This window comes from Candidatus Bandiella woodruffii, from assembly GCF_034359465.1.
GTDB lineage: Bacteria > Pseudomonadota > Alphaproteobacteria > Rickettsiales > Midichloriaceae > NDG2.
In genome coordinates this window covers 1,072,696-1,091,885 of record NZ_CP110820.1, presented here as the reverse complement: position 1 = coordinate 1,091,885, position 19,190 = coordinate 1,072,696, and the positions used below count along the sequence as shown (strand labels likewise).

Below are 19,190 nucleotides of genomic sequence, written 5' to 3'. Positions count from 1 at the left end.
GTTTCAATTATGGTGCGAGATTAGTTTATGTTGATAGATTTTTCATTTGGATAAATATCATATACCCCCCTTTTTTTCTCCAGCTTTTCAATATAATTAATCCCATATAAAAATCCGCCGATGACAGGAATATAAATTACCCAAAGCCCATAATAGCCTAAATGCTCCGTCAGGGGGATCAGGCCAAAAGCAATTACTATCTGCCCTAACACACTGGCAACCCCAAACGTGGTTGCTAAGATGGTAAAACGTTTAGTAATGGGAAAATATTTGAAGCAGACCACCTCCATTCCAATTAAGTACAACCCAAAAGAAAACATCACAAACTGCACGCATGTTAATGATATGGCCCCAGTAATATTAGACAACCACCATGGAATAAACGGTAAAAAAACCAGGAAAAAGAATACCGTAGCTTTAGCTATTTTTGTGGGATGATATTTTTTTGCAAAACTTAATGCTACTACTGTGCCAATGATCACCAAGATGCTAATGATTGTATTTTGATGGATTACCTCTTCAGAAGTATAACCCAATTTTTCCTTCATATACTCACCCATGTATGCAAATACAATATAAATACAAGCCACTGCTATAATACGAATCAAAAAATATGCAAAAATAGCGTTCTTATCTATTTTTTCTGGATGAACTGATTTATCCTCCACCTTCTGTTTATCTAAACCAGCTTGGGCTTTTAGTTTATTTTGGTGCTCTATAAACTCCTTACTTTCACCCAGTCTTACTCTCGCTACAAAGCTGAATATCGCTATACTAGCCCCTATCCAAAACGCCAATCTCCAATTCAACCCAACAGAGAGAGCAAACGATGCAACAAGTAAAGAAAATATACCCCCCATCATACCACTAATATCAATTATCCCACAATATATATATTTGTAAGGTGATTTAAAGGTTTCAGATATGTATATTTCAGAGCCAATTGCTTCTCCGACAGAAGAGAGCCCTTGCGACATTCTGCATAATATCATCACAACACTTGCTGTCACCCCAATCTCTGCATAAGTTCCAACAGACGCCATCACAATGCATGAAATTGCCATTATGGTTGTTGTGATCATTATCACCGTTTTCCTTCCCATACGGTCACCTATCCACCCGATGATAAAACCACCCACTGGTCTCATCAGATAAGTTGAACAAAAAGTTGCAGCAGTAACCAATTGAGCGGTGGTTTTATCAGCCTGCGGAAAAAAAATCTCGTTTAAGAACACTGCCATATGAATATACAGCATTAGGTCGAAATACTCCAGAAACATTCCAATAGAAAGAAGAGCTACAGCTTCTCTCTGCCCTCTGGTTAGCTTATTATTAGACATACAACCCCATAAATAAATTTGTCTTTCACTGTGAGTGCTAAGCACAACATACTTTTTTTTAATTAGCAAGATTTTTTTATCTTTTGTCTTACCACCAGACTTAGACTTTGTAGACCCATAAGTTACGAACAAATAAAACACAATATTAAAGGCCACTACATAAGCGCTATTTTTGGAGTTATTTGTTCTCCACAAATTTTGCCAACATTTATCAGAGGTGCGTCTAGTTATATTTGGATCATAGTTTAAGTGTGGTGCAATTAAAAGTTGCATAATAAGTTAAAACTATTAGCATTAGATAATGTCGTCATGAGATTTTAAGCCAAAGAGATAAACATCTAATCTGAATTGCGGCAAGGAAAGAAGCTGAATTTTTAGCATATCTGGTTGCAATTCCCCTCCATCTTTTAAGATGAAGAAAGGTGTTTTCTACAATATGCCTTATTTTATATAAATCTTTATTGTATTTTCTCTGGGTGATTCTGTTCTTTTTAGGAGGAATAACAACTCTCATGCCCAATTCTTGGGCATGGTCAATTATGTAATTAACATCGTACCCTCTGTCGGCTAGTAAGTACTCAGCTTTCATCTCTTCAATAAGATTAACAGCCTGCTTGCAATCAGCTTCTGAGCCTTTTGTGATAATAACTTTGAGTGGCATACCATGTGAATCCACGGCAAGGTGAATCTTTGTATTGAGCCCCCTTTTGTACGACTCATATCTTGATTGCCGCCTTTTGCACCTGAAGCATGTGGATGCACTTTACTATGACTTGCGTCTATCATTAACCATTCCATATCAGGTTCTTTCACAAATATCTCCAATAAAGCCTCCCATATCCTTTTGTCTCTCCATCTGCAAAATCTTTTATGTGTATTTTTCCATCCTCCATATTCTGAAGGCAAATCTCTCCAGGGAGAACCTGTTCTTAATATCCAAAATACTGCGTTAATGAATCTTCTGTTATTATGTGCCAAACCTCCCCACGTACCTTCCCTTCCTGGTAAATGATCCTTTATCAAATCCCACATATTATCTGTTATATCATGCCTATGTAGCCCTAAATCCATTTTTACTCCTGATTTATCTTTTCTTTCATATTATACCACAAATCTCATGACGACATTATCTAAAGAAGCGCTGGGCTCGCTGCGCTTCTTTAATCTTATTTAAGAGATTTACGTACCTCAAGTCAAACTGAGAATTGGTAGATCTATAGGCTACAGATCACTTTAAAAAGGGCTAGCAAGATGAGTGATGAACATGAGGATCTTACTATTTGTACGTGACAAAATGCGAAGTCCGAAGTATTTTGAGGCCAATTTTTCAAGCTATCGGAGTATACTCAGACGCTATACTAATTACGATATATTTTGAGACCAATTCTTGAAGTTAGCGAAGTATAATGGAAGATAATAACATGCTTAATGTAGAAGAGAAAATCAGTTGAAGTTTCAGTAAAAGTACTGTTAAATGGAGTAAAGGGACTGTATTTATATATGGGGGATAGGTGAATAACAGCTACGGAAGTACAGTCCTTTTACATCCTTATCATTCAAACAAACCGTTTCGTAACTTTTTAGTTACGGACGCATTGTAACATAACTTATTACAGAAGTCTTGCAGTTTTTTATTTATATAAAAAATTTTTTGTATTTTAGTATACCTCTAGTAAATCAAGGGTTGGCAAATTTATAGACGACAGAGAACTTGGAAAAGAGCTAGGAATACAAGCGATGAGCATGAGGCGCGTACATATGTACGTAACGAAATGCGAAATCGAAGTATGACGACGCCAATTTTTCAAGTTATCGGAGTATATATACGGCCCTTACTGTGCAAAGCTGCTTTAAAAACACAGAGTGTTAGCCAAAGATAGATATAAAATTGCCCTGCTCACTTAGGAAATTATTGTTATCCTCAAAATGTACCCAGAGCTTAATCGTAAGATCGACAACTTCTTCAGATTTTGAAACTACCTTTGTTTTTCTGGTCATTCTTGCAATTCTGTGCCTTGTGTTTGAGTTATTGGACTCAATTGAGAGTGTATGTTGTTTGCCAACAACATGTTGATGGCGAGGTATAACCTCTGAATAAACAGACCAAGCGTCTGTGTAATAAGTGCAATTATCTCTACTTATGATTTTCCACAATTTTCTAAAGGTTGTAACGTTACGCTTACCAACCACCCAGGCAACAACTCTCTTGAGCTCCCTACTATAGGCTTTCCATATCCATAATTTGTTTTTTTGAATCTACAAAATGCCACATCTCATCTATTTCAACTTCTCTCAATTCTTCCGGCACTGTTGGTCTTGGTATCTTTTTAGCATACAGTATTATCCACTTATATACGCTAGTATGAGCTACTTTAAATAATTTCCCTAGCCATCTAAAGCTACTTTTTCCCATGCTGTACAATAACACTGCCAGAGCCTTCATCTCTGGCGAACAGCCTCTTAATTTAGTGTTTGTAAAATTACATCCACACTCTTTGCATTTATACCTTTGCATACCCCTAATATTACCATTCTTAACGTATTTACTGCTACTGCATTTTTTACACTCTGTATTCATATTTCTATTTTCTTTGTTGCTCGCTATATTCATTTTAGCATCTTATCTATCTTATGGCAACACTCCCTAAAAACACTCCTGCATAATATAATGGCGAGAGCATAAGGGGCGTGTAAAAACACGTAACAAAATGCCGCAATCCGATATATTTTAAAGCCAATTTTTGAAGTTAGCAGTGCATATTTTCTACCAATACCTTTCTTACTTTAGGATCGCCAGCATATTCAAAAAAAATTTTAGTATGGATAGGTTGTAGTAAACTTTCTGCAATCTCACCCCATTCTAGGATAGATATCCCATTTTCCAAAGCATCATCAACGCCCAAATTGTATAATTCTTCCTTGGATTTCAATCTATATAAGTCAAAGTGCCATACATCAAATCTTGCTGTTTTATATTGGTGCACAAGGTTAAAAGTTGGACTTGTTACGTCATCCCAGTTGCCACCTAAATGGCCTATTAAAAACTTTACAAACGTTGTTTTTCCACTCCCCAACTCCCCATGTAGCAATACAACACTTCCCTTCTTTAATTTGGACGAGAAAGTACCAGCAAGTTCATCTAGTTGCTCAAGACTGCATATGTATTCTTTCATTGTTTTTATTTTGGTATGCGACTACGACATAATAGATATATATTTGACGCGTTTCAACAATTGCTTTTAGGTTCATATCAAATTCACCTGCAAGTTAAAAAAATGATCAAAGCCCAATCGGCCAATTCAAAGTACAAGCAAACAAAGCCCTTTCCTTTTTTAATTCTCTCTACTCTCCCACCCACTTGATGTGCACATCCCTTTCAAAGCATGGGGACTCACCAATTGGCGCGTCTAGAATGGAATATCATCGTCGTTCATCAAATCTTCACTTTCTTTCTCCTTAACCTGATCATACCTCATAGGTCCATCAGACGCCCCGGTCGAGAAAGTGTCTTTTTTGGAATCCAACAAAGTCAAAGCACTATTATACTGAGTCAAAACCACCTCTGTAGTATACTTTTTAACTCCATCTGAATCTTGATACTCCCTAGTTTGCAACTTACCTTCCAAATATAACTTACTTCCTTTAGTTACATAACTTTTGATGATCTTGACTAAACCAGGAGAAAAAACCACTATCCTGTGCCAATCAGTCTTCTCCTTATTTTCTCCTGTGTTTCTGTCTTTCCATTTTTCGCTTGTCGCCAAAGAAAAAGTTACAAGCTCCTCTCCGGTTGATTGTATACTTCTAACTTCAGGTTGGCTTCCCACATTTCCAACCAATATAACTTTATTCACACTACCAGACATTATTACCTCCTACTACCCAAACGATAACCAATAAAAAAGCATAGCAGAGCAATTAGTCCACCAAGCGCGAATGCAAGCAACAAACCTATTTACCGTTTACAACTTGTTTAAATTCTTTACCAACAGAAAAACTTATTCTTTTATGAGCAGGTACTTTTGCCATTGTTCCTTTTGGTGTTTTAACTTCTTTAGCTGCAATTTTTCTTGCTTTAAAAGTTCCAAATCCAACAAACCTTAATCCATCGTTAGTTTTCATGGCATAGGTTATACATTTCAGAACCGCATCTAAACTTTTATTAGCAGCAACTTTAGTACTACCCAACTCTTGTGATAATTTTTCTATGAATTCATTCTTATTCATTTTGTCTCCTTTGATAAAGTTAATTATAATTAGATTAAAGATATATTAACAGCTGACTCTTTGCCACCTTCTTTTGCAATCTCATATTCTATTTTCTGGTTATCTTTCAAACCATTCAGGCCCGCACCTTTTAATGCAGACATATGGATAAAAACGTCTTTTTGTCCATCATCAGGACGAATAAATCCGTATCCTTTTTCGGTATTAAACCACTTAACTGTACCAGTAAATTTCATTTTTTTGTTTCTCCTAATAATAATTAAACACAGTAGCTAAACCAATCCTTCAACCTTCACGTCTTTTTATTAACTAAAGCAAGGATATAAAAGATTGATAAACCCTACATATAACCCTGATACCACATATATTACAAGTTTAAAAGATAATAATTCATTATTTCCCTTATTTTTAGCTTATTTTTGTCCATTGGTTCATGGTAAAGTTCTATTTTTCAACAAATATACTCCGATAACTTGAAAAATTGGCGTCGTCATACTTCGGACTTCGCATTTCGTTTAGGTACATATGTACGCGCCTCATGCTCATCGCTCATAGTCCTAGCTCTTTTCAAGCTATTTATCGTCTATAAATTTTGCCAACGTTGAATTTTTATCAGAGGTATATAGCGTTAGCTATTCTACCTTTTCTTCGGCCATGGATTCCTTGGCTCTTGAAATCAACTCTGTCGCTATCTCTTCATCTAACCCTTCTATAGAAGCGATAGCAACGACACTAGCCTCAGCTAAGCTTTGTATGCTATTATAACCTTCCGATGCTAGTAATTGCGCTAAGATCTCTTCCAAATTTAACCTTTCCATAAACAACTCAGTAATACGACTAAACTCTTCCTGTCTTTTACGGATTTCTGTCTCTTCTGTTGTTATGCTAATCTTCCAACCAACTAGCTCGGAAATCAATTTTACATTCTGCCCTCTTCTTCCAATAACTTGACTTTGATCATCGTTAGGAATCACCACTTCTATTCTATTTTGCTCTTCATCAATCACAACCTTAGAAACCTGCATAGAACCCAATGCATTAACAACATATGTAGCTGGGTCTTCACTCCATTTGACTATGTCTATTTTCTCACCCTTCAATTCTTTTATCACAGTTTGCACCCTTGCTCCTCTCACTCCCACGCAAGAACCAACAGGATCAACAGATGGGTCCGATGAGTATACAGATATCTTCGTTCTTGAGCCCGGGTCTCTAGCAATATCTTTTATTTCAATAATTTTATCGTATATCTCAGGCGCTTCTTGCTTAAACAATTGACTGACAAATTCTTTATGAGTTCTGGATAAAATCAGTATAGGCCCTTTAGACTCTTTGTCTAATTTTACCAAACATGCTCTTATTCTATCCCCTAACTTATAATAATCAGTTTTTAACGCCTGGTCTTTTCTAAGGACCGCTTCAGCTCCAGATATTTTTATTATAAATCCATTTCCCTCTATTCTCTCCACTACGCCATTTAGTATTTCCCCAATTCTATCTTTGAATTCCTCGTATAGTTTATCTCTTTCGAGCTCTTTCACTTTGGAAATTATCACCTGTTTTACAGAACCAGCGTTTAGCCTACCTATTTCCAATGGTGGCAATATTTCTTTTATGGTGTCTCCATCTTGCAAATCAGGGTTGATAGCCCTTGCTTCTTCTAAGCTAATAACTCTGACGTTTTCTTGATCAGTATCGAATTTTGAAACATCTTCAAGAACAAGTGTTTCTCTATACAGCTCAATATCTCCAGACTGCCTATTGATGTGGGTCTTTACAGGAACGTTTGCTCCATATTTTCTTTTTGCTGCAACGCTAATAGCCTCTTCAAGCGCTTCTAAAATATGGTTTTTTGCTATTCCCTTATCTTTTGCTACAGCTTCTGCCACATGCAAAATCTCACTGCCACCAAAATTCTTAACTTTCATTAATTATACCAAATAATTTTTATACCTTATTAAATTCATACTGCAAATAGCCCTCGGCTATCGATTCAAAACTCAAAACCAATATATCATCACTGCCCGCCAATCTGACTTTGATTGATTGATCGTCCATGTCAACCAAGCGCCCCTTAAAACTACGTCTGTTCTGAACCTTGTATAAAGTGCTTATCCTAACCAATTTACCTTTAGATGCAACATAATCTTTTAACCTAGTTAAAGGCCTGTCTATTCCAGGCGAACTAACCTCAATATTGCAATCAACCAGCCCCAGATCGTTCTCTTTTAATAACCGAACAACCTCTTTGTTTACTTTTTCACAATCTTTTATATCTATCCGTTGATTATCCGACCTTTCTATCATTATCTGGCAGCTTTGGCTTTTTTTACTTTTATTTATCCTTATTCTGACAATCTCATACCCTTCTTTCTCAACAAAATGCATTAATTCATCAGCAAGCTTGTTCTCTTGTTGAGTGTTACATACATTCATCATTGCTTTACTTAATATATAGGGCTAATCTAAAGATAAAGAAATAATAATTCTAAAAACAAAAAAGTCAAGTCGCTTGACGTGACCACCACCCACTGGATCATACTCCGCTAACTTAAAAAGTAAGTCTTAAAACCCTACCTATTCAACTTTGCACCTAAGGCCTTAGCTTCTTTAGCTTCAATATTATCCACCCATGACTTTGCAGTGTTTGAACGGTCTTTTGTAGTTGTTGTACTCTGCTGACTTTTTTCCAATTGAGGGATAAGTTCTTCTGCATTATAGGAAGCTTTGGCTATATCAAGAGGCGTTTTACCCTCAAAATCCTTTTGTTTCAATAATAAACGAAAATCCTCATGACCTACCAAGGTTTCCAACATTTGCCTATTTGCCATGTCTTTAGGGTAGAACTGTTCAAACAACTTATGCAAGACATTTTTCCCTTCATGGTCTTGGTGTCTTAGATCTGCACCATTGTTTACGGCTGACACAAAAATTTTCGGAGAATCCAAGAAATAACTAATTCCCACGCGGCTTATGACGTCTATAGTCTCCTTAGTCGCAACTTCTCCTTTTTTTAAAGGTTTTATAGTACTTGTAACCAGCGTATCCAAGACTTCTTTACCAAGAGGCATTGTTGCAGCTTGATTCTTCGCGAGATCAAATGGCGTTATACCGTAGTCGTCTGCCAAAAACATACCCCCTCTCCCGAAAGTTTTTATGATTTTTAGGCTTTCTTCTTTATTTTGATCATTGGTTTGCTGAACCAATCTGTGGACCATATTTTTACCATCATCATTATGTGACTCTATATCAACACCTTGCAGCCTTGCTAAATTTAATGCTTTTCCAGAATGCAGCAAATATTCCCACGGTCTTTTGCCATTTTTGTCTAACGCATTAATATCCATAGCCTTATATTCAATACCAACCAGTTTATAAAAGAATTGAGTGATGCTTTCACGCCAAGTGTAGTTTTCTTTTGCCTTCTCACTCTGCAGTATGGACGCGTCACCGCGCTGCAACATGTTATTTAAAACAACCTGTTCTTGCGGTGTAAAATAAGGAATAGTAGCTTTATTCCCGTTACGAATATCAGCAAATTTTTTTCTTAATTCATTCTCCCTTTCTTTTTCTATGGGCGTTTGGAGAATTTTGCTTTCCCCCGTACCCACCTCTTCCTTCAGTACAGATGGTTTCAAAGGAATTGGTGGTGGAGACTGAGTCTTATACTTCTTTGGCATTTACCCTCTTGACTAAGGTTGTTTACACATTTCTTGAAATATTCGGAGAACTTGGTTGCGCAGCAACTCGCTCTCTCCAAACTGATTGAGTATTATCATGCGTCTTTTCGGATATGGTTTTTGTATCCACCTCTTTGTCATGATTATTAACTTCAGCCAACCTTTGAGTTGCATTTTTACCATCAGCATTGGCTAATCCTATGTCAACACCATTCGATTTTGCTAAATTTAACGTTTCTTCTGAATGCAGCAAGTATTCCCACGGTCTTTTACCATTTTTATCCAATGCGTTGATGTCCATAACTTTATACTCGATACCAACCAGTTTGCAAAAGAATTGAGTTATGCTTTCACGCCAGGTGTAGTTTTCCTTTGCCTTCTCACTTTGTAATATGGATGTATCACCCTTCTCTAATATATTATCCAAAGTTATTTGCTCTTCAATAGTAAAATAAGGAGAAGATTTTCCACTCCCATTCCGAATTTCAGCAAATTTCTCTCTTAGTGCATCCTCCATTTCCCTTTCTGACTTTTGAACAAACATAGGGACGCTCTGACTATCCTCTAGCAACTTGGAAATATCCTCAGTATTCTTTAGCATATCCTGCATATCTGTTATAAGCGCTTCGCGAGCGTCGTGCATTCTCGCTGCCGCTTCCTTCCTGAGCTTATCTTGCTCTGGTGAGATTGGTGAGCTAGGCTGAGTATTGTTTTTTTTTGACATTTGTACTCCTAATTACAGTTGGTTACATAATTCTTGAAGTGTTTGTAGAAGGTGGCTGGGCTGTGACTCGAGATTCCCAACTGGAAGGTTTAGGATTATGCACTTTTCCAGATACGGTATATAGGTCTGCTATAAGATCAGGTTTGGGGTTGTCTTTTAAAATATCCAGTGGTGTTTTTCCATTTACATCTTTCTGATCTAACAATTCGTTTAGCACGCCTTTATCTTTTAAAATTTTTATAATTGCCAGCTGTTCATCTTTCTTGGTTACATCAAAACTTTCAATTAATTTGTGTACTAAATTTTTGCCTTGATGGTCCTGAAGCATTAGATTAGCTCCCTTGTCTGCTAAATATTCAAAAGATTCGCAATACCCACCCTTGGCAGCTTGCATGATTGAACTTTCCCCATCTTTGTTTTTTAGGTTTATGTCGACCACATTTTTTTCAACAACCAACTCCAACACAGGTTTGGAGGAATATAGATAATCCAACGGTCCTTTACCATCCCTGTCCAATGAATTTGTAGAATTATATTCAAATCCAAACAGCTTCATAATACGCTCCCATATTGCCTCTAAAGCACTGTATCTCCCACCTTTTCGAAATATTTCTTCCCCTTCTTTTTCCAAGATTCTGCCCAATAGCACAGGCTTATCTTGGGAGTGTTGCAAGATGGAATAAAGAAAGGTATAGTGGAGTGGATTACAGAATAAAGAAGAGAAAAATGTCATCAGCGCATCAAATAATAATGGTATGTTTGGATCAATTGGTTGGTAGTGAGCATCAATATCGCAAATTTAAGGAGCTGTTTAATTTTGGGGCAGTAGAGCAAGAGCTGAAGGGAATTGAATCTCCTGCTAATTATAAGGGATATGGTGTTTTACGTTTATTTAAATGCTTGTTGTTACAGTTTATGGAAGATTTGTCAGATCGTGAACTAGAAAGATATTTGAGTGACAGTGTTGCAGCCAAGTGGTTTTGTGATTTTGATTTAACCGAAGCCACACCTGATTATAGCGTTTTTAGTAGAATCCGCTCAAAGATAGGAACAAATTTGTTATCAAAAATCTTTGCCATTTTTAGAGATCAACTAAAATCTCAAGGATATATGAGCGAGGTATTTACTTTTTTGCAGAGTGTTAGCCAAAGATAGATATAAAATTGCCCTGCTCACTTAGGAAATTATTGTTATCCTCAAAATGTAGCCAGAGCTTAATCGTAAGATCGACAACTTCTTCAGATTTTGAAACTACCTTTGTTTTTCTGGTCATTCTTGCAATTCTGTGCCTTGTGTTTGAGTTATTGGACTCAATTGAGAGTGTATGTTGTTTGCCAACAACATGTTGATGGCGAGGTATAACCTCTGAATAAACAGACCAATCGTCTGTGTAATAACTGCAATTATCTCTACTTATGATTTTCCACAATTTTCTAAAGGTTGTAACGTTACGCTTACCAACCACCCAGGCAACAACTCTCTTGAGCTCCCTACTATAGGCTTTCCATATCCATAATTTGTTTTTTTTGAATCTACAAAATGCCACATCTCATCTATTTCAACTTCTCTCAATTCTTCCGGCACTGTTGGTCTTGGTATCTTTTTAGCATACAGTATTATCCACTTATATACGCTAGTATGAGCTACTTTAAATAATTTCCCTAGTCATCTAAATAGTGTCGTCATGAGATTTGTGGTATAATATGAAAGAAAAGATAAATCAGGAGTAAAAATGGATTTAGGGCTACATAGGCATGATATAACAGATAATATGTGGGATTTGATAAAGGATCATTTACCAGGAAGGGAAGGTACGTGGGGAGGTTTGGCACATAATAACAGAAGATTCATTAACGCAGTATTTTGGATATTAAGAACAGGTTCTCCCTGGAGAGATTTGCCTTCAGAATATGGAGGATGGAAAAATACACATAAAAGATTTTGCAGATGGAGAGACAAAAGGATATGGGAGGCTTTATTGGAGATATTTGTGAAAGAACCTGATATGGAATGGTTAATGATAGACGCAAGTCATAGTAAAGTGCATCCACATGCTTCAGGTGCAAAAAGGCGGCAATCAAGATATGAGTCGTACAAAAGGGGGCTCAATACAAAGATTCACCTTGCCGTGGATTCACATGGTATGCCACTCAAAGTTATTATCACAAAAGGCTCAGAAGCTGATTGCAAGCAGGCTGTTAATCTTATTGAAGAGATGAAAGCTGAGTACTTACTAGCCGACAGAGGGTACGATGCTAATTACATAATTGACCATGCCCAAGAATTGGGCATGAGAGTTGTTATTCCTCCTAAAAAGAACAGAATCACCCAGAGAAAATACGATAAAGATTTATACAAAATAAGGCATATTGTAGAAAACACCTTTCTTCATCTTAAAAGATGGAGGGGAATTGCAACCAGATATGCTAAAAATTCAGCTTCTTTTCTTGCCGCAATTCAGATTAGATGCTTATCTCTTTGGCTTAAAATCTCATGACGACATTATCTAAAGCTACTTTTTCCCATGCTGTACAATAACACTGCCAGAGCCTTCATCTCTGGCGAACAGCCTCTTAATTTAGTGTTTGTAAAATTACATCCACACTCTTTGCATTTATACCTTTGCATACCCCTAATATTACCATTCTTAACGTATTTACTGCTACTGCATTTTTTACACTCTGTATTCATATTTCTATTTTCTTTGTTGCTCGCTATATTCATTTTAGCATCTTATCTATCTTATGGCAACACTCCCAAAAATAAAATAGCCTGAAGAAAAATAGAAGAAAATTCTAGATAATGTCGTCATGAGATTTTAAGCCAAAGAGATAAGCATCTAATCTGAATTGCGGCAAGAAAAGAAGCTGAATTTTTAGCATATCTGGTTGCAATTCCCTCCATCTTTTAAGATGAAGAAAGGTGTTTTCTACAATATGCCTTATTTTGTATAAATCTTTATCGTATTTTCTCTGGGTGATTCTGTTCTTTTTTAGGAGGAATAACAACTCTCATGCCCAATTCTTGGGCATGGTCAATTATGTAATTAGCATCGTACCCTCTGTCGGCTAGTAAGTACTCAGCTTTCATCTCTTCAATAAGATTAACAGCCTGCTTGCAATCAGCTTCTGAGCCTTTTGTGATAATAACTTTGAGTGGCATACCATGTGAATCCAAGGCAAGGTGAATCTTTGTATTGAGCCCCCTTTTGTACGACTCATATCTTGATTGCCGCCTTTTGCACCTGAAGCATGTGGATGCACTTTACTATGACTTGCGTCTATCATTAACCATTCCATATCAGGTTCTTTCACAAATATCTCCAATAAAGCCTCCCATATCCTTTTGTCTCTCCATCTGCAAAATCTTTTATGTGTATTTTTCCATCCTCCATATTCTGAAGGCAAATCTCTCCAGGGAGAACCTGTTCTTAATATCCAAAATACTGCGTTAATGAATCTTCTGTTATTATGTGCCAAACCTCCCCACGTACCTTCCCTTCCTGGCAAATGATCCTTTATCAAATCCCACATATTATCTGTTATATCATGCCTATGTAGCCCTAAATCCATTTTTACTCCTGATTTATCTTTTCTTTCATATTATACCACAAATCTCATGACGACACTATCTAAAAGTAAAAAAAAATATATATACTCCGTTGACTCAAAATTTGCGTCGTCATACTTCGCATTTCGTTACGTACATATGTACGCGCCTCATGCTCGGCACTCAATTCCTTGCCAACTCTAAAAATACTTTGAGTATATATTATTAAATTAAGACTAATTGGTTGTAGAACCAGTAATCAGGGTGTTTTCTTGACATATTTTCGGCAGCACTAAGTACATCTGTCTTTTTATCAAAAATTCCAAAACATGTGGAACCAGAGCCACTCATTCTACTGACAATACAATTCTGTTGTTGTTGAATTGTTTTAAGCAGTTTATCGATGACTGGGTAATGTTTTTTTATATGGGGCTCTAAGTCATTTTTTCCATGAAAAATCTCGTTTATTATGGGTTGTGTATTGCAGATAATATTTGGGGAGAAAGCGTCGGTCAAGATATGTGCATAAGCTTCTTTTGAAAGAATATTTATCTTAGGGTTAACAAGCAGAATATAAAATTTTATTCCTAATTTTTTGGGTGTTAATATGTCACCCACACCCTCTACGAAAGAGCTTTGATAATTGCTGATAAAAAATGGAACATCTGCTCCAATTTTAAACGCAATTTCACCCAATACATTTTTTTTCAACTCTTTCAAACCCCAAAGTTTCGTTAATAGCTTTAAAACAGCTGCTGCATTGGACGAGCCTCCACCCAAACCAGCTGCAACGGGGATGTTTTTTATTATTCTGATATCAGCACCTTGCAAGACATTATGCGTTTTCTGCAAATATTGCGCTGCTTTTAGCGCTATGTTCCCTTCAGCTGAAATTTTGGCGCCCTCAACGCTACATCTCAATGTATCTGAGAGGCTGACATATACAATGTCGTGAAGTTTTAACCTCAAAAAATGGCTTTGAACATCGTGATACCCGTTTAAATTTTTACCCACGACATTCAAAAATAGATTGACCTTTGCGTAAGATTTTGTACACAACATGTTGTTTTACTAGCGTTTTAAAATGATTTTTTATAAGTCGCAATCAAGTCAAAAAGCATGCCTTTTACTGCAGAGTCTGGTATTATCTCTAGGTTTTTGATCCCCTTGGTTATAAATTGATTTGAAACAGCGTATGACTCTTCTTTGATTGAATATTTTTCAAAGTAATTTAGCAGCTTGGTCAAATCAAGTGAAGTTTTATTTTCTGCTGCTAAAAGATTATGTATCACTGCAAGATCATCTGAGGCTGCTTTTTCTAACAGCAAAATTACTGGCAATGTTATTTTGTTTTCAAAAAAATCATTGCCTGCTTTTTTTCCTAAGCGAGAGATATTGCTAAAATAATCAGAGATGTCATCGTTGATTTGAAAAATTATTCCCAAATTCAATCCAAAGTTCCTCAAGCTTTTAATCTGCTTTTCATCAGCATTAGCAAGTATTGCAGAACATTCACAAGCTGCTGCAAATAAGTCAGCAGTTTTGGCAGAAATCAGGTCAATATAGTCACTAAAAAGTAAATCCAACTTTCCTACGATATCAAGCTGCCAAACCTCTGCTTCCGCAATTTTTGCTGAAGTTCTTGCCAATATTTCAAGCACTTTCAGATTCTCTGTTTTGACCATCTGCTCAAAAGACTGGCTGAATAAAAAATCCCCAACCAATATGCTTGGCTTATTGCCCCAAACATAATTAGCTGTTATGTGATTGCGCCTCATATCTCCATTATCTACAACATCGTCATGCAACAGCGTTGCAGTGTGAATAAACTCTATTGCTGATGCGAGCATCAGGACTTTATTCATTATCACTTCATCGGTTAGGAATAACTTAGCGATAGCAATCGTTAGTAACGGCCTTATTCTTTTGCCCCCAGATGATACGATGTGATTGGCAATTTGGTTTAGAAGTTGGGTTTTATTGCTGCTAGAGACGCCTAATAGAATTGAATCCAGCTTACTAAGCTCAGTAGCCAAATCATTGGTAAATTTAGCTGTCAATTGTGCATCCATGTTTGTTTTTAAATTTAATTTTCATACATGCTCCGTACTTTTTGATAGTTGTTTTTTAAAGATTTCAACAGTAGGCACTCTAAGTCTTGTATGCCACCATTCAAATCTTGAAGCATTATTAAGTCCTAGAAATAGCCTAAAAACGATAAATAGCGTTTAAGCCATAAAAACATAAAGCTCTTAAAATACAGAATTAACCTAATTCATAGGACATTGATCAGGTTACATATTTTATTTTATTATACAAGCTTTATAAATGTGTTATGCTGAATAATCGAATTTCTGTTTTAACGTTAAAACTTAAAAGTGGTGGTCCATTTAAAAAATAAAGTTTACTCTCTGTTATTCAAAGGCATTAGGCTTGAGGCCAATAACAATCTATACTATCTGTTGTGTCTTTTGATCTCGATTACTTGGGAGCGTTGAAAGATAAAATAAGGATAAATGTGATGGTTTGATTTAGATAATGTCGTCATGAGATTTTAAGCCAAAGAGATAAGCATCTAATCTGAATTGCGGCAAGAAAAGAAGCTGAATTTTTAGCATATCTGGTTGCAATTCCCCTCCATCTTTTAAGATGAAGAAAGGTGTTTTCTACAATATGCCTTATTTTGTATAAATCTTTATCGTATTTTCTCTGGGTGATTCTGTTCTTTTTAGGAGGAATAACAACTCTCATGCCCAATTCTTGGGCATGGTCAATTATGTAATTAACATCGTACCCTCTGTCGGCTAGTAAGTACTCAGCTTTCATCTCTTCAATAAGATTAACAGCCTGCTTGCAATCAGCTTCTGAGCCTTTTGTGATAATAACTTTGAGTGGCATACCATGTGAATCCAAGGCAAGGTGAATCTTTGTATTGAGCCCCCTTTTGTACGACTCATATCTTGATTGCCGCCTTTTGCACCTGAAGCATGTGGATGCACTTTACTATGACTTGCGTCTATCATTAACCATTCCATATCAGGTTCTTTCACAAATATCTCCAATAAAGCCTCCCATATCCTTTTGTCTCTCCATCTGCAAAATCTTTTATGTGTATTTTTCCATCCTCCATATTCTGAAGGCAAATCTCTCCAGGGAGAACCTGTTCTTAATATCCAAAATACTGCGTTAATGAATCTTCTGTTATTATGTGCCAAACCTCCCCACGTACCTTCCCTTCCTGGTAAATGATCCTTTATCAAATCCCACATATTATCTGTTATATCATGCCTATGTAGCCCTAAATCCATTTTTACTCCTGATTTATCTTTTCTTTCATATTATACCACAAATCTCATGACGACATTATCTAAATTGTATAATAATATGCTACATTTAAAACAACCTTGAGTAAAGTAAAGTTGTGTACCCCTAGTAAATCAAGGGGTGCAATTTTATAGACGACAGAGAACTTGGGAAAGAGCTAGGACTATAGCGCGGAGGAGGAACATACAAAATTATTCACACTTGTCCTCTATAGCAAAACTAACACCACCTTTTAGACTAGGAATATCTGGAAATTTAGTCACTTGTAGTCTCACATTGTCTGCTTGGAAAATGTCTTTAACAAATTTGAAATTTGCATGCGCAAGAGCTTCTATAGTATTAAATTCTTGGTTATTGAAGATATCCAATTTATTGCAGAGATTGAGATAACATTTTGTATCTGTTATTCTGTCGGTAATTACAGCTTTTGGAATGGTTTTGAAAAAGATTTTTATCGATAGCAAAATTCTTTGTTTATTTTTCCTTTCACCTTCCTCAACTCCAATATTCACAAATAATTCGTAATCTGTGATTTGCAATATGCTGTTATTTTTTTCTTGCATCAGCAAAATTTTCTTGCAATCTTAAAATACTTGCCAAAGCAAATTTTTTATTGAAGCTTTCAGAGACTTCAATGTAAAACTCATTGTCATATTTCACTATTTTACCAACATAAAGGCCATATGGCATAGAATGCTTTACACCAGATGTCACAACCATTTGTCCAACTTCTAACTTTGCATCACTTGGTAAATACAATATTTTCAGACGATTATTGCTGTATGTACCAGTCGCAATCCCCTTATAACTTGTGTTAACTATGGATATAGAAACTTTCGAATCCTTATCGGTTAACAGTTGAATTTTTGAAGTTTTTTCGCTCACATCAATTACTCTGCCAACCAGTCTGTTGTGGCTGATGACAGCGTTGCCTTTTTGAACCCCGTTTTTCAGACCGATATTCAATAAGTATTGGCTATATAAGTCTTCATTGGATTCAAGCACCACTCTTCCAGTGATTTTTGAAAAAACGAAATTATTTTGAAAATTTAATAACCGCTTTAACTCCTCATTTTCTTCTTTTACCAAGTTTAAATGCAAAAGGTCTTCTTTTAATTTCTGATTTTCTAAGTAAATCTCCTTACCCTCTCTTAACGTAGTAAGGTACTCTCTGACAGCATCATAGTTGTTTTTAACCCAGTATATAGGGTAAGAGACAATTGAATATGTCGCACCCGAAACATCATGCGCCCGATCGCGAAAAGTTTTAAAGCTAGGCACGTTCAAGCAAACTAATGTGATGGAAAACACTATTAACAAAAACAATTTACCGTAAACTGTTTTAAACAATTTTGTATTACTGGATAGTAAATCAATTTTCTTTGTGCGATATCTATCTTTAACCATTCAACCTGCCAATAACTTATTGTGCTTCAGCTTATCAAAGTCCTCTTGTGCATGGTATGAAGACCTAGTCAATGGACTTGACGCAACCATATGAAATCCTTTCACTTGCGCCATCCTCTTGTAATAATCGAATTCTTCTAAATCAACATACCTCGCAACTACAGCGTGCTTAGCAGTTGGTTGCAAATACTGACCTATGGTAAGGAAATCGACATCAGCCGCCCTTAAGTCATCCATTACCTGCAGCACTTCCTGTTTTGTTTCGCCTAAGCCCACCATCATTCCAGACTTCGTGAATATAGTTCTGTCTTTTTTCTTTATATTATGCAACAGGTTTAACGAATTAAAATATCTAGAACCTGGTCTAATTTCAGGGTAAAGTGAAGGTACAGTCTCTATATTATGGTTAAAAACATCAGGTTTAGCTTTGACTATAACATCGTATGCCTCTCCCTTTTTTAGAAAATCTGGGGTGAGGATTTCGATAGTTGTATCACTGCATAATTTTCTGATTTCAATAATACACTTCGCAAAATGGTCAGCCCCCCCATCTTCCAAATCATCCCTGTCAACGGAAGTAATCACAACATGTTTTAAGCCAAGTGCTTTGACAGACATAGCAATTTTTTCTGGTTCGTGTGGATCAAGTTTATCTGGCAAACCTGTTGCAACATTGCAAAATCTACACGCCCTAGTGCATACACTCCCAAGAATCATGAAAGTAGCATGTTTTTTATTCCAACATTCACCTATATTAGGACATGCTGCTTCTTCGCAAACCGTGTTTAATGACTTATCTTTTACGATCGACTTTGTTTTTTCATAAACCGCCCCTGTTGGAGCTCTAACTCTTAACCATGAGGGTTTCTGTAATGTGCCAACGCTCTGTTTATGGATATTTTCTTCTGCCAAATTTATCTCCTTCATATATTTATGCAT

The 19,190-nt window shown here is 36.3% G+C and carries 24 protein-coding genes and 1 pseudogene; 2 read left to right on the top strand and 23 right to left on the bottom strand.

What is annotated here, in order from left to right:
* Positions 1-20: 20 nt before the first annotated feature.
* The 14 genes from Bandiella_RS06650 to Bandiella_RS06585 form a co-directional block, all read right to left on the bottom strand.
* On the bottom strand, positions 21-1,613 hold the full coding sequence (locus Bandiella_RS06650; RefSeq protein ID WP_323732874.1) for an MFS transporter: 1,593 nt from the start codon (positions 1,611-1,613) through the stop codon (positions 21-23).
* A 34-nt stretch (positions 1,614-1,647) separates the two neighbouring features.
* A protein-coding gene (locus tag Bandiella_RS06645; protein WP_323732779.1) for an IS5 family transposase occupies positions 1,648-2,411 on the bottom strand; the annotation gives its coding sequence in 2 pieces (ribosomal slippage) (positions 1,648-2,039 and positions 2,039-2,411; 765 coding nt in all).
* 795 nt (positions 2,412-3,206) lie between these two features.
* On the bottom strand, positions 3,207-3,530 hold the full coding sequence (locus Bandiella_RS06640; RefSeq protein WP_323732685.1) for an IS1 family transposase: 324 nt from the start codon (positions 3,528-3,530) through the stop codon (positions 3,207-3,209).
* Positions 3,479-3,610: a hypothetical protein gene (locus tag Bandiella_RS06635; protein ID WP_323732528.1), complete on the bottom strand. Its 132-nt coding sequence runs from the start codon at positions 3,608-3,610 to the stop codon at positions 3,479-3,481. Before Bandiella_RS06635 ends, Bandiella_RS06640 begins: the two co-directional genes overlap by 52 nt.
* On the bottom strand, positions 3,559-3,951 hold the full coding sequence (locus Bandiella_RS06630; RefSeq protein ID WP_323732428.1) for a transposase-like zinc-binding domain-containing protein: 393 nt from the start codon (positions 3,949-3,951) through the stop codon (positions 3,559-3,561). Before Bandiella_RS06630 ends, Bandiella_RS06635 begins: the two co-directional genes overlap by 52 nt.
* A 136-nt stretch (positions 3,952-4,087) precedes the next feature.
* A complete protein-coding gene (gene tsaE / locus Bandiella_RS06625; protein WP_323732873.1) occupies positions 4,088-4,513 on the bottom strand; it encodes a tRNA (adenosine(37)-N6)-threonylcarbamoyltransferase complex ATPase subunit type 1 TsaE in 426 nt (141 codons plus the stop codon).
* A gap of 234 nt (positions 4,514-4,747) precedes the next feature.
* Entirely contained in the window at positions 4,748-5,206 is a 459-nt protein-coding gene (gene ssb, locus Bandiella_RS06620; RefSeq protein WP_323732872.1) for a single-stranded DNA-binding protein, read from the bottom strand.
* An 85-nt stretch (positions 5,207-5,291) separates the two neighbouring features.
* Positions 5,292-5,567: an HU family DNA-binding protein gene (locus Bandiella_RS06615; RefSeq protein ID WP_323732871.1), complete on the bottom strand. Its 276-nt coding sequence runs from the start codon at positions 5,565-5,567 to the stop codon at positions 5,292-5,294.
* Positions 5,568-5,596: 29 nt separating this feature from the next.
* Positions 5,597-5,803, bottom strand: coding sequence for a cold-shock protein (locus tag Bandiella_RS06610; protein ID WP_323732870.1), 207 nt, complete (start codon positions 5,801-5,803; stop codon positions 5,597-5,599).
* 396 nt (positions 5,804-6,199) lie between these two features.
* Entirely contained in the window at positions 6,200-7,495 is a 1,296-nt protein-coding gene (gene nusA / locus Bandiella_RS06605; RefSeq protein WP_323732869.1) for a transcription termination factor NusA, read from the bottom strand.
* Between the two features lie 19 nt (positions 7,496-7,514).
* The gene (gene rimP / locus Bandiella_RS06600) at positions 7,515-7,955 is read right to left on the bottom strand and encodes a ribosome maturation factor RimP (RefSeq protein ID WP_323732868.1); all 441 of its coding nucleotides are present in this window, start codon (positions 7,953-7,955) and stop codon (positions 7,515-7,517) included.
* Positions 7,956-8,140: 185 nt separating this feature from the next.
* Positions 8,141-9,247, bottom strand: a complete 1,107-nt coding sequence (locus tag Bandiella_RS06595; RefSeq protein WP_323732867.1) for a hypothetical protein — start codon at positions 9,245-9,247, stop codon at positions 8,141-8,143.
* A gap of 22 nt (positions 9,248-9,269) precedes the next feature.
* Positions 9,270-9,971 carry a hypothetical protein gene (locus tag Bandiella_RS06590; protein WP_323732866.1) on the bottom strand — a complete coding sequence of 234 codons (702 nt, stop codon included), beginning with the start codon at positions 9,969-9,971 and terminating at the stop codon, positions 9,270-9,272.
* 22 nt (positions 9,972-9,993) lie between these two features.
* Complete coding sequence (locus tag Bandiella_RS06585) at positions 9,994-10,602, bottom strand: ankyrin repeat domain-containing protein (protein ID WP_323732865.1); 609 nt, start codon at positions 10,600-10,602, stop codon at positions 9,994-9,996.
* 68 nt (positions 10,603-10,670) lie between these two features.
* On the opposite strand from Bandiella_RS06585, the gene Bandiella_RS06580 reads away from it, so the two are divergent.
* Positions 10,671-11,126, top strand: a complete 456-nt coding sequence (locus Bandiella_RS06580; RefSeq protein ID WP_323732864.1) for a transposase — start codon at positions 10,671-10,673, stop codon at positions 11,124-11,126.
* Here the strand turns inward: Bandiella_RS06580 and Bandiella_RS06575 are convergent.
* Positions 11,113-11,517 (bottom strand): IS1 family transposase, encoded by a 405-nt coding sequence (locus Bandiella_RS06575; protein ID WP_323732863.1) that lies wholly within the window; start codon positions 11,515-11,517, stop codon positions 11,113-11,115. The genes Bandiella_RS06580 and Bandiella_RS06575 overlap by 14 nt on opposite strands.
* Positions 11,518-11,703: 186 nt before the next feature.
* On the opposite strand from Bandiella_RS06575, the gene Bandiella_RS06570 reads away from it, so the two are divergent.
* Complete coding sequence (locus tag Bandiella_RS06570; protein ID WP_323732862.1) at positions 11,704-12,468, top strand: IS5 family transposase; 765 nt, start codon at positions 11,704-11,706, stop codon at positions 12,466-12,468.
* Positions 12,469-12,473: 5 nt separating this feature from the next.
* Here the strand turns inward: Bandiella_RS06570 and Bandiella_RS06565 are convergent, their stop codons facing one another.
* From Bandiella_RS06565 to lipA, 8 genes and pseudogenes are all read right to left on the bottom strand, one after another.
* Positions 12,474-12,695 (bottom strand): transposase-like zinc-binding domain-containing protein, encoded by a 222-nt coding sequence (locus Bandiella_RS06565; protein WP_323732861.1) that lies wholly within the window; start codon positions 12,693-12,695, stop codon positions 12,474-12,476.
* An 84-nt stretch (positions 12,696-12,779) separates the two neighbouring features.
* Positions 12,780-13,543: pseudogene (locus Bandiella_RS06560) on the bottom strand (IS5 family transposase).
* 202 nt (positions 13,544-13,745) lie between these two features.
* Positions 13,746-14,582 carry a 4-(cytidine 5'-diphospho)-2-C-methyl-D-erythritol kinase gene (locus Bandiella_RS06555; protein ID WP_323732860.1) on the bottom strand — a complete coding sequence of 279 codons (837 nt, stop codon included), beginning with the start codon at positions 14,580-14,582 and terminating at the stop codon, positions 13,746-13,748.
* Positions 14,583-14,599: 17 nt separating this feature from the next.
* Positions 14,600-15,580, bottom strand: coding sequence for a polyprenyl synthetase family protein (locus Bandiella_RS06550; RefSeq protein WP_323732859.1), 981 nt, complete (start codon positions 15,578-15,580; stop codon positions 14,600-14,602).
* Between the two features lie 484 nt (positions 15,581-16,064).
* Positions 16,065-16,828, bottom strand: a protein-coding gene (locus Bandiella_RS06545) for an IS5 family transposase (RefSeq protein ID WP_323732808.1) whose coding sequence is annotated in 2 segments (ribosomal slippage) — positions 16,065-16,456 and positions 16,456-16,828 — 765 coding nt in all. Because the reading frame shifts where the segments join, the coding sequence is not laid out codon by codon here.
* A gap of 207 nt (positions 16,829-17,035) precedes the next feature.
* Entirely contained in the window at positions 17,036-17,407 is a 372-nt protein-coding gene (locus Bandiella_RS06540; protein WP_323732858.1) for a dihydroneopterin aldolase, read from the bottom strand.
* Entirely contained in the window at positions 17,391-18,251 is an 861-nt protein-coding gene (gene mreC, locus Bandiella_RS06535; protein WP_323732857.1) for a rod shape-determining protein MreC, read from the bottom strand. Before mreC ends, Bandiella_RS06540 begins: the two co-directional genes overlap by 17 nt.
* On the bottom strand, positions 18,252-19,178 hold the full coding sequence (gene lipA / locus Bandiella_RS06530) for a lipoyl synthase (protein ID WP_323732856.1): 927 nt from the start codon (positions 19,176-19,178) through the stop codon (positions 18,252-18,254).
* Between the last annotated feature and the right edge of the window lie 12 nt (positions 19,179-19,190).

What these genes read in the sequence shown, in the direction of transcription:
- Bandiella_RS06650 (WP_323732874.1), bottom strand. Translation starts at nt 1,613, where the DNA reads ATGCAACTTTTAATTGCACCACACTTAAACTATGATCCAAATATAACT.
- Bandiella_RS06630 (WP_323732428.1), bottom strand. Translation starts at nt 3,951, where the DNA reads ATGAATATAGCGAGCAACAAAGAAAATAGAAATATGAATACAGAGTGT.
- tsaE (WP_323732873.1), bottom strand. Translation starts at nt 4,513, where the DNA reads ATGAAAGAATACATATGCAGTCTTGAGCAACTAGATGAACTTGCTGGT.
- ssb (WP_323732872.1), bottom strand. Translation starts at nt 5,206, where the DNA reads ATGTCTGGTAGTGTGAATAAAGTTATATTGGTTGGAAATGTGGGAAGC.
- Bandiella_RS06615 (WP_323732871.1), bottom strand. Translation starts at nt 5,567, where the DNA reads ATGAATAAGAATGAATTCATAGAAAAATTATCACAAGAGTTGGGTAGT.
- Bandiella_RS06610 (WP_323732870.1), bottom strand. Translation starts at nt 5,803, where the DNA reads ATGAAATTTACTGGTACAGTTAAGTGGTTTAATACCGAAAAAGGATAC.
- nusA (WP_323732869.1), bottom strand. Translation starts at nt 7,495, where the DNA reads ATGAAAGTTAAGAATTTTGGTGGCAGTGAGATTTTGCATGTGGCAGAA.
- rimP (WP_323732868.1), bottom strand. Translation starts at nt 7,955, where the DNA reads ATGCATTTTGTTGAGAAAGAAGGGTATGAGATTGTCAGAATAAGGATA.
- Bandiella_RS06595 (WP_323732867.1), bottom strand. Translation starts at nt 9,247, where the DNA reads ATGCCAAAGAAGTATAAGACTCAGTCTCCACCACCAATTCCTTTGAAA.
- Bandiella_RS06590 (WP_323732866.1), bottom strand. Translation starts at nt 9,971, where the DNA reads ATGTCAAAAAAAAACAATACTCAGCCTAGCTCACCAATCTCACCAGAG.
- Bandiella_RS06570 (WP_323732862.1), top strand. Translation starts at nt 11,704, where the DNA reads ATGGATTTAGGGCTACATAGGCATGATATAACAGATAATATGTGGGAT.
- Bandiella_RS06565 (WP_323732861.1), bottom strand. Translation starts at nt 12,695, where the DNA reads ATGAATATAGCGAGCAACAAAGAAAATAGAAATATGAATACAGAGTGT.
- Bandiella_RS06555 (WP_323732860.1), bottom strand. Translation starts at nt 14,582, where the DNA reads ATGTTGTGTACAAAATCTTACGCAAAGGTCAATCTATTTTTGAATGTC.
- Bandiella_RS06540 (WP_323732858.1), bottom strand. Translation starts at nt 17,407, where the DNA reads ATGCAAGAAAAAAATAACAGCATATTGCAAATCACAGATTACGAATTA.
- mreC (WP_323732857.1), bottom strand. Translation starts at nt 18,251, where the DNA reads ATGGTTAAAGATAGATATCGCACAAAGAAAATTGATTTACTATCCAGT.
- lipA (WP_323732856.1), bottom strand. Translation starts at nt 19,178, where the DNA reads ATGAAGGAGATAAATTTGGCAGAAGAAAATATCCATAAACAGAGCGTT.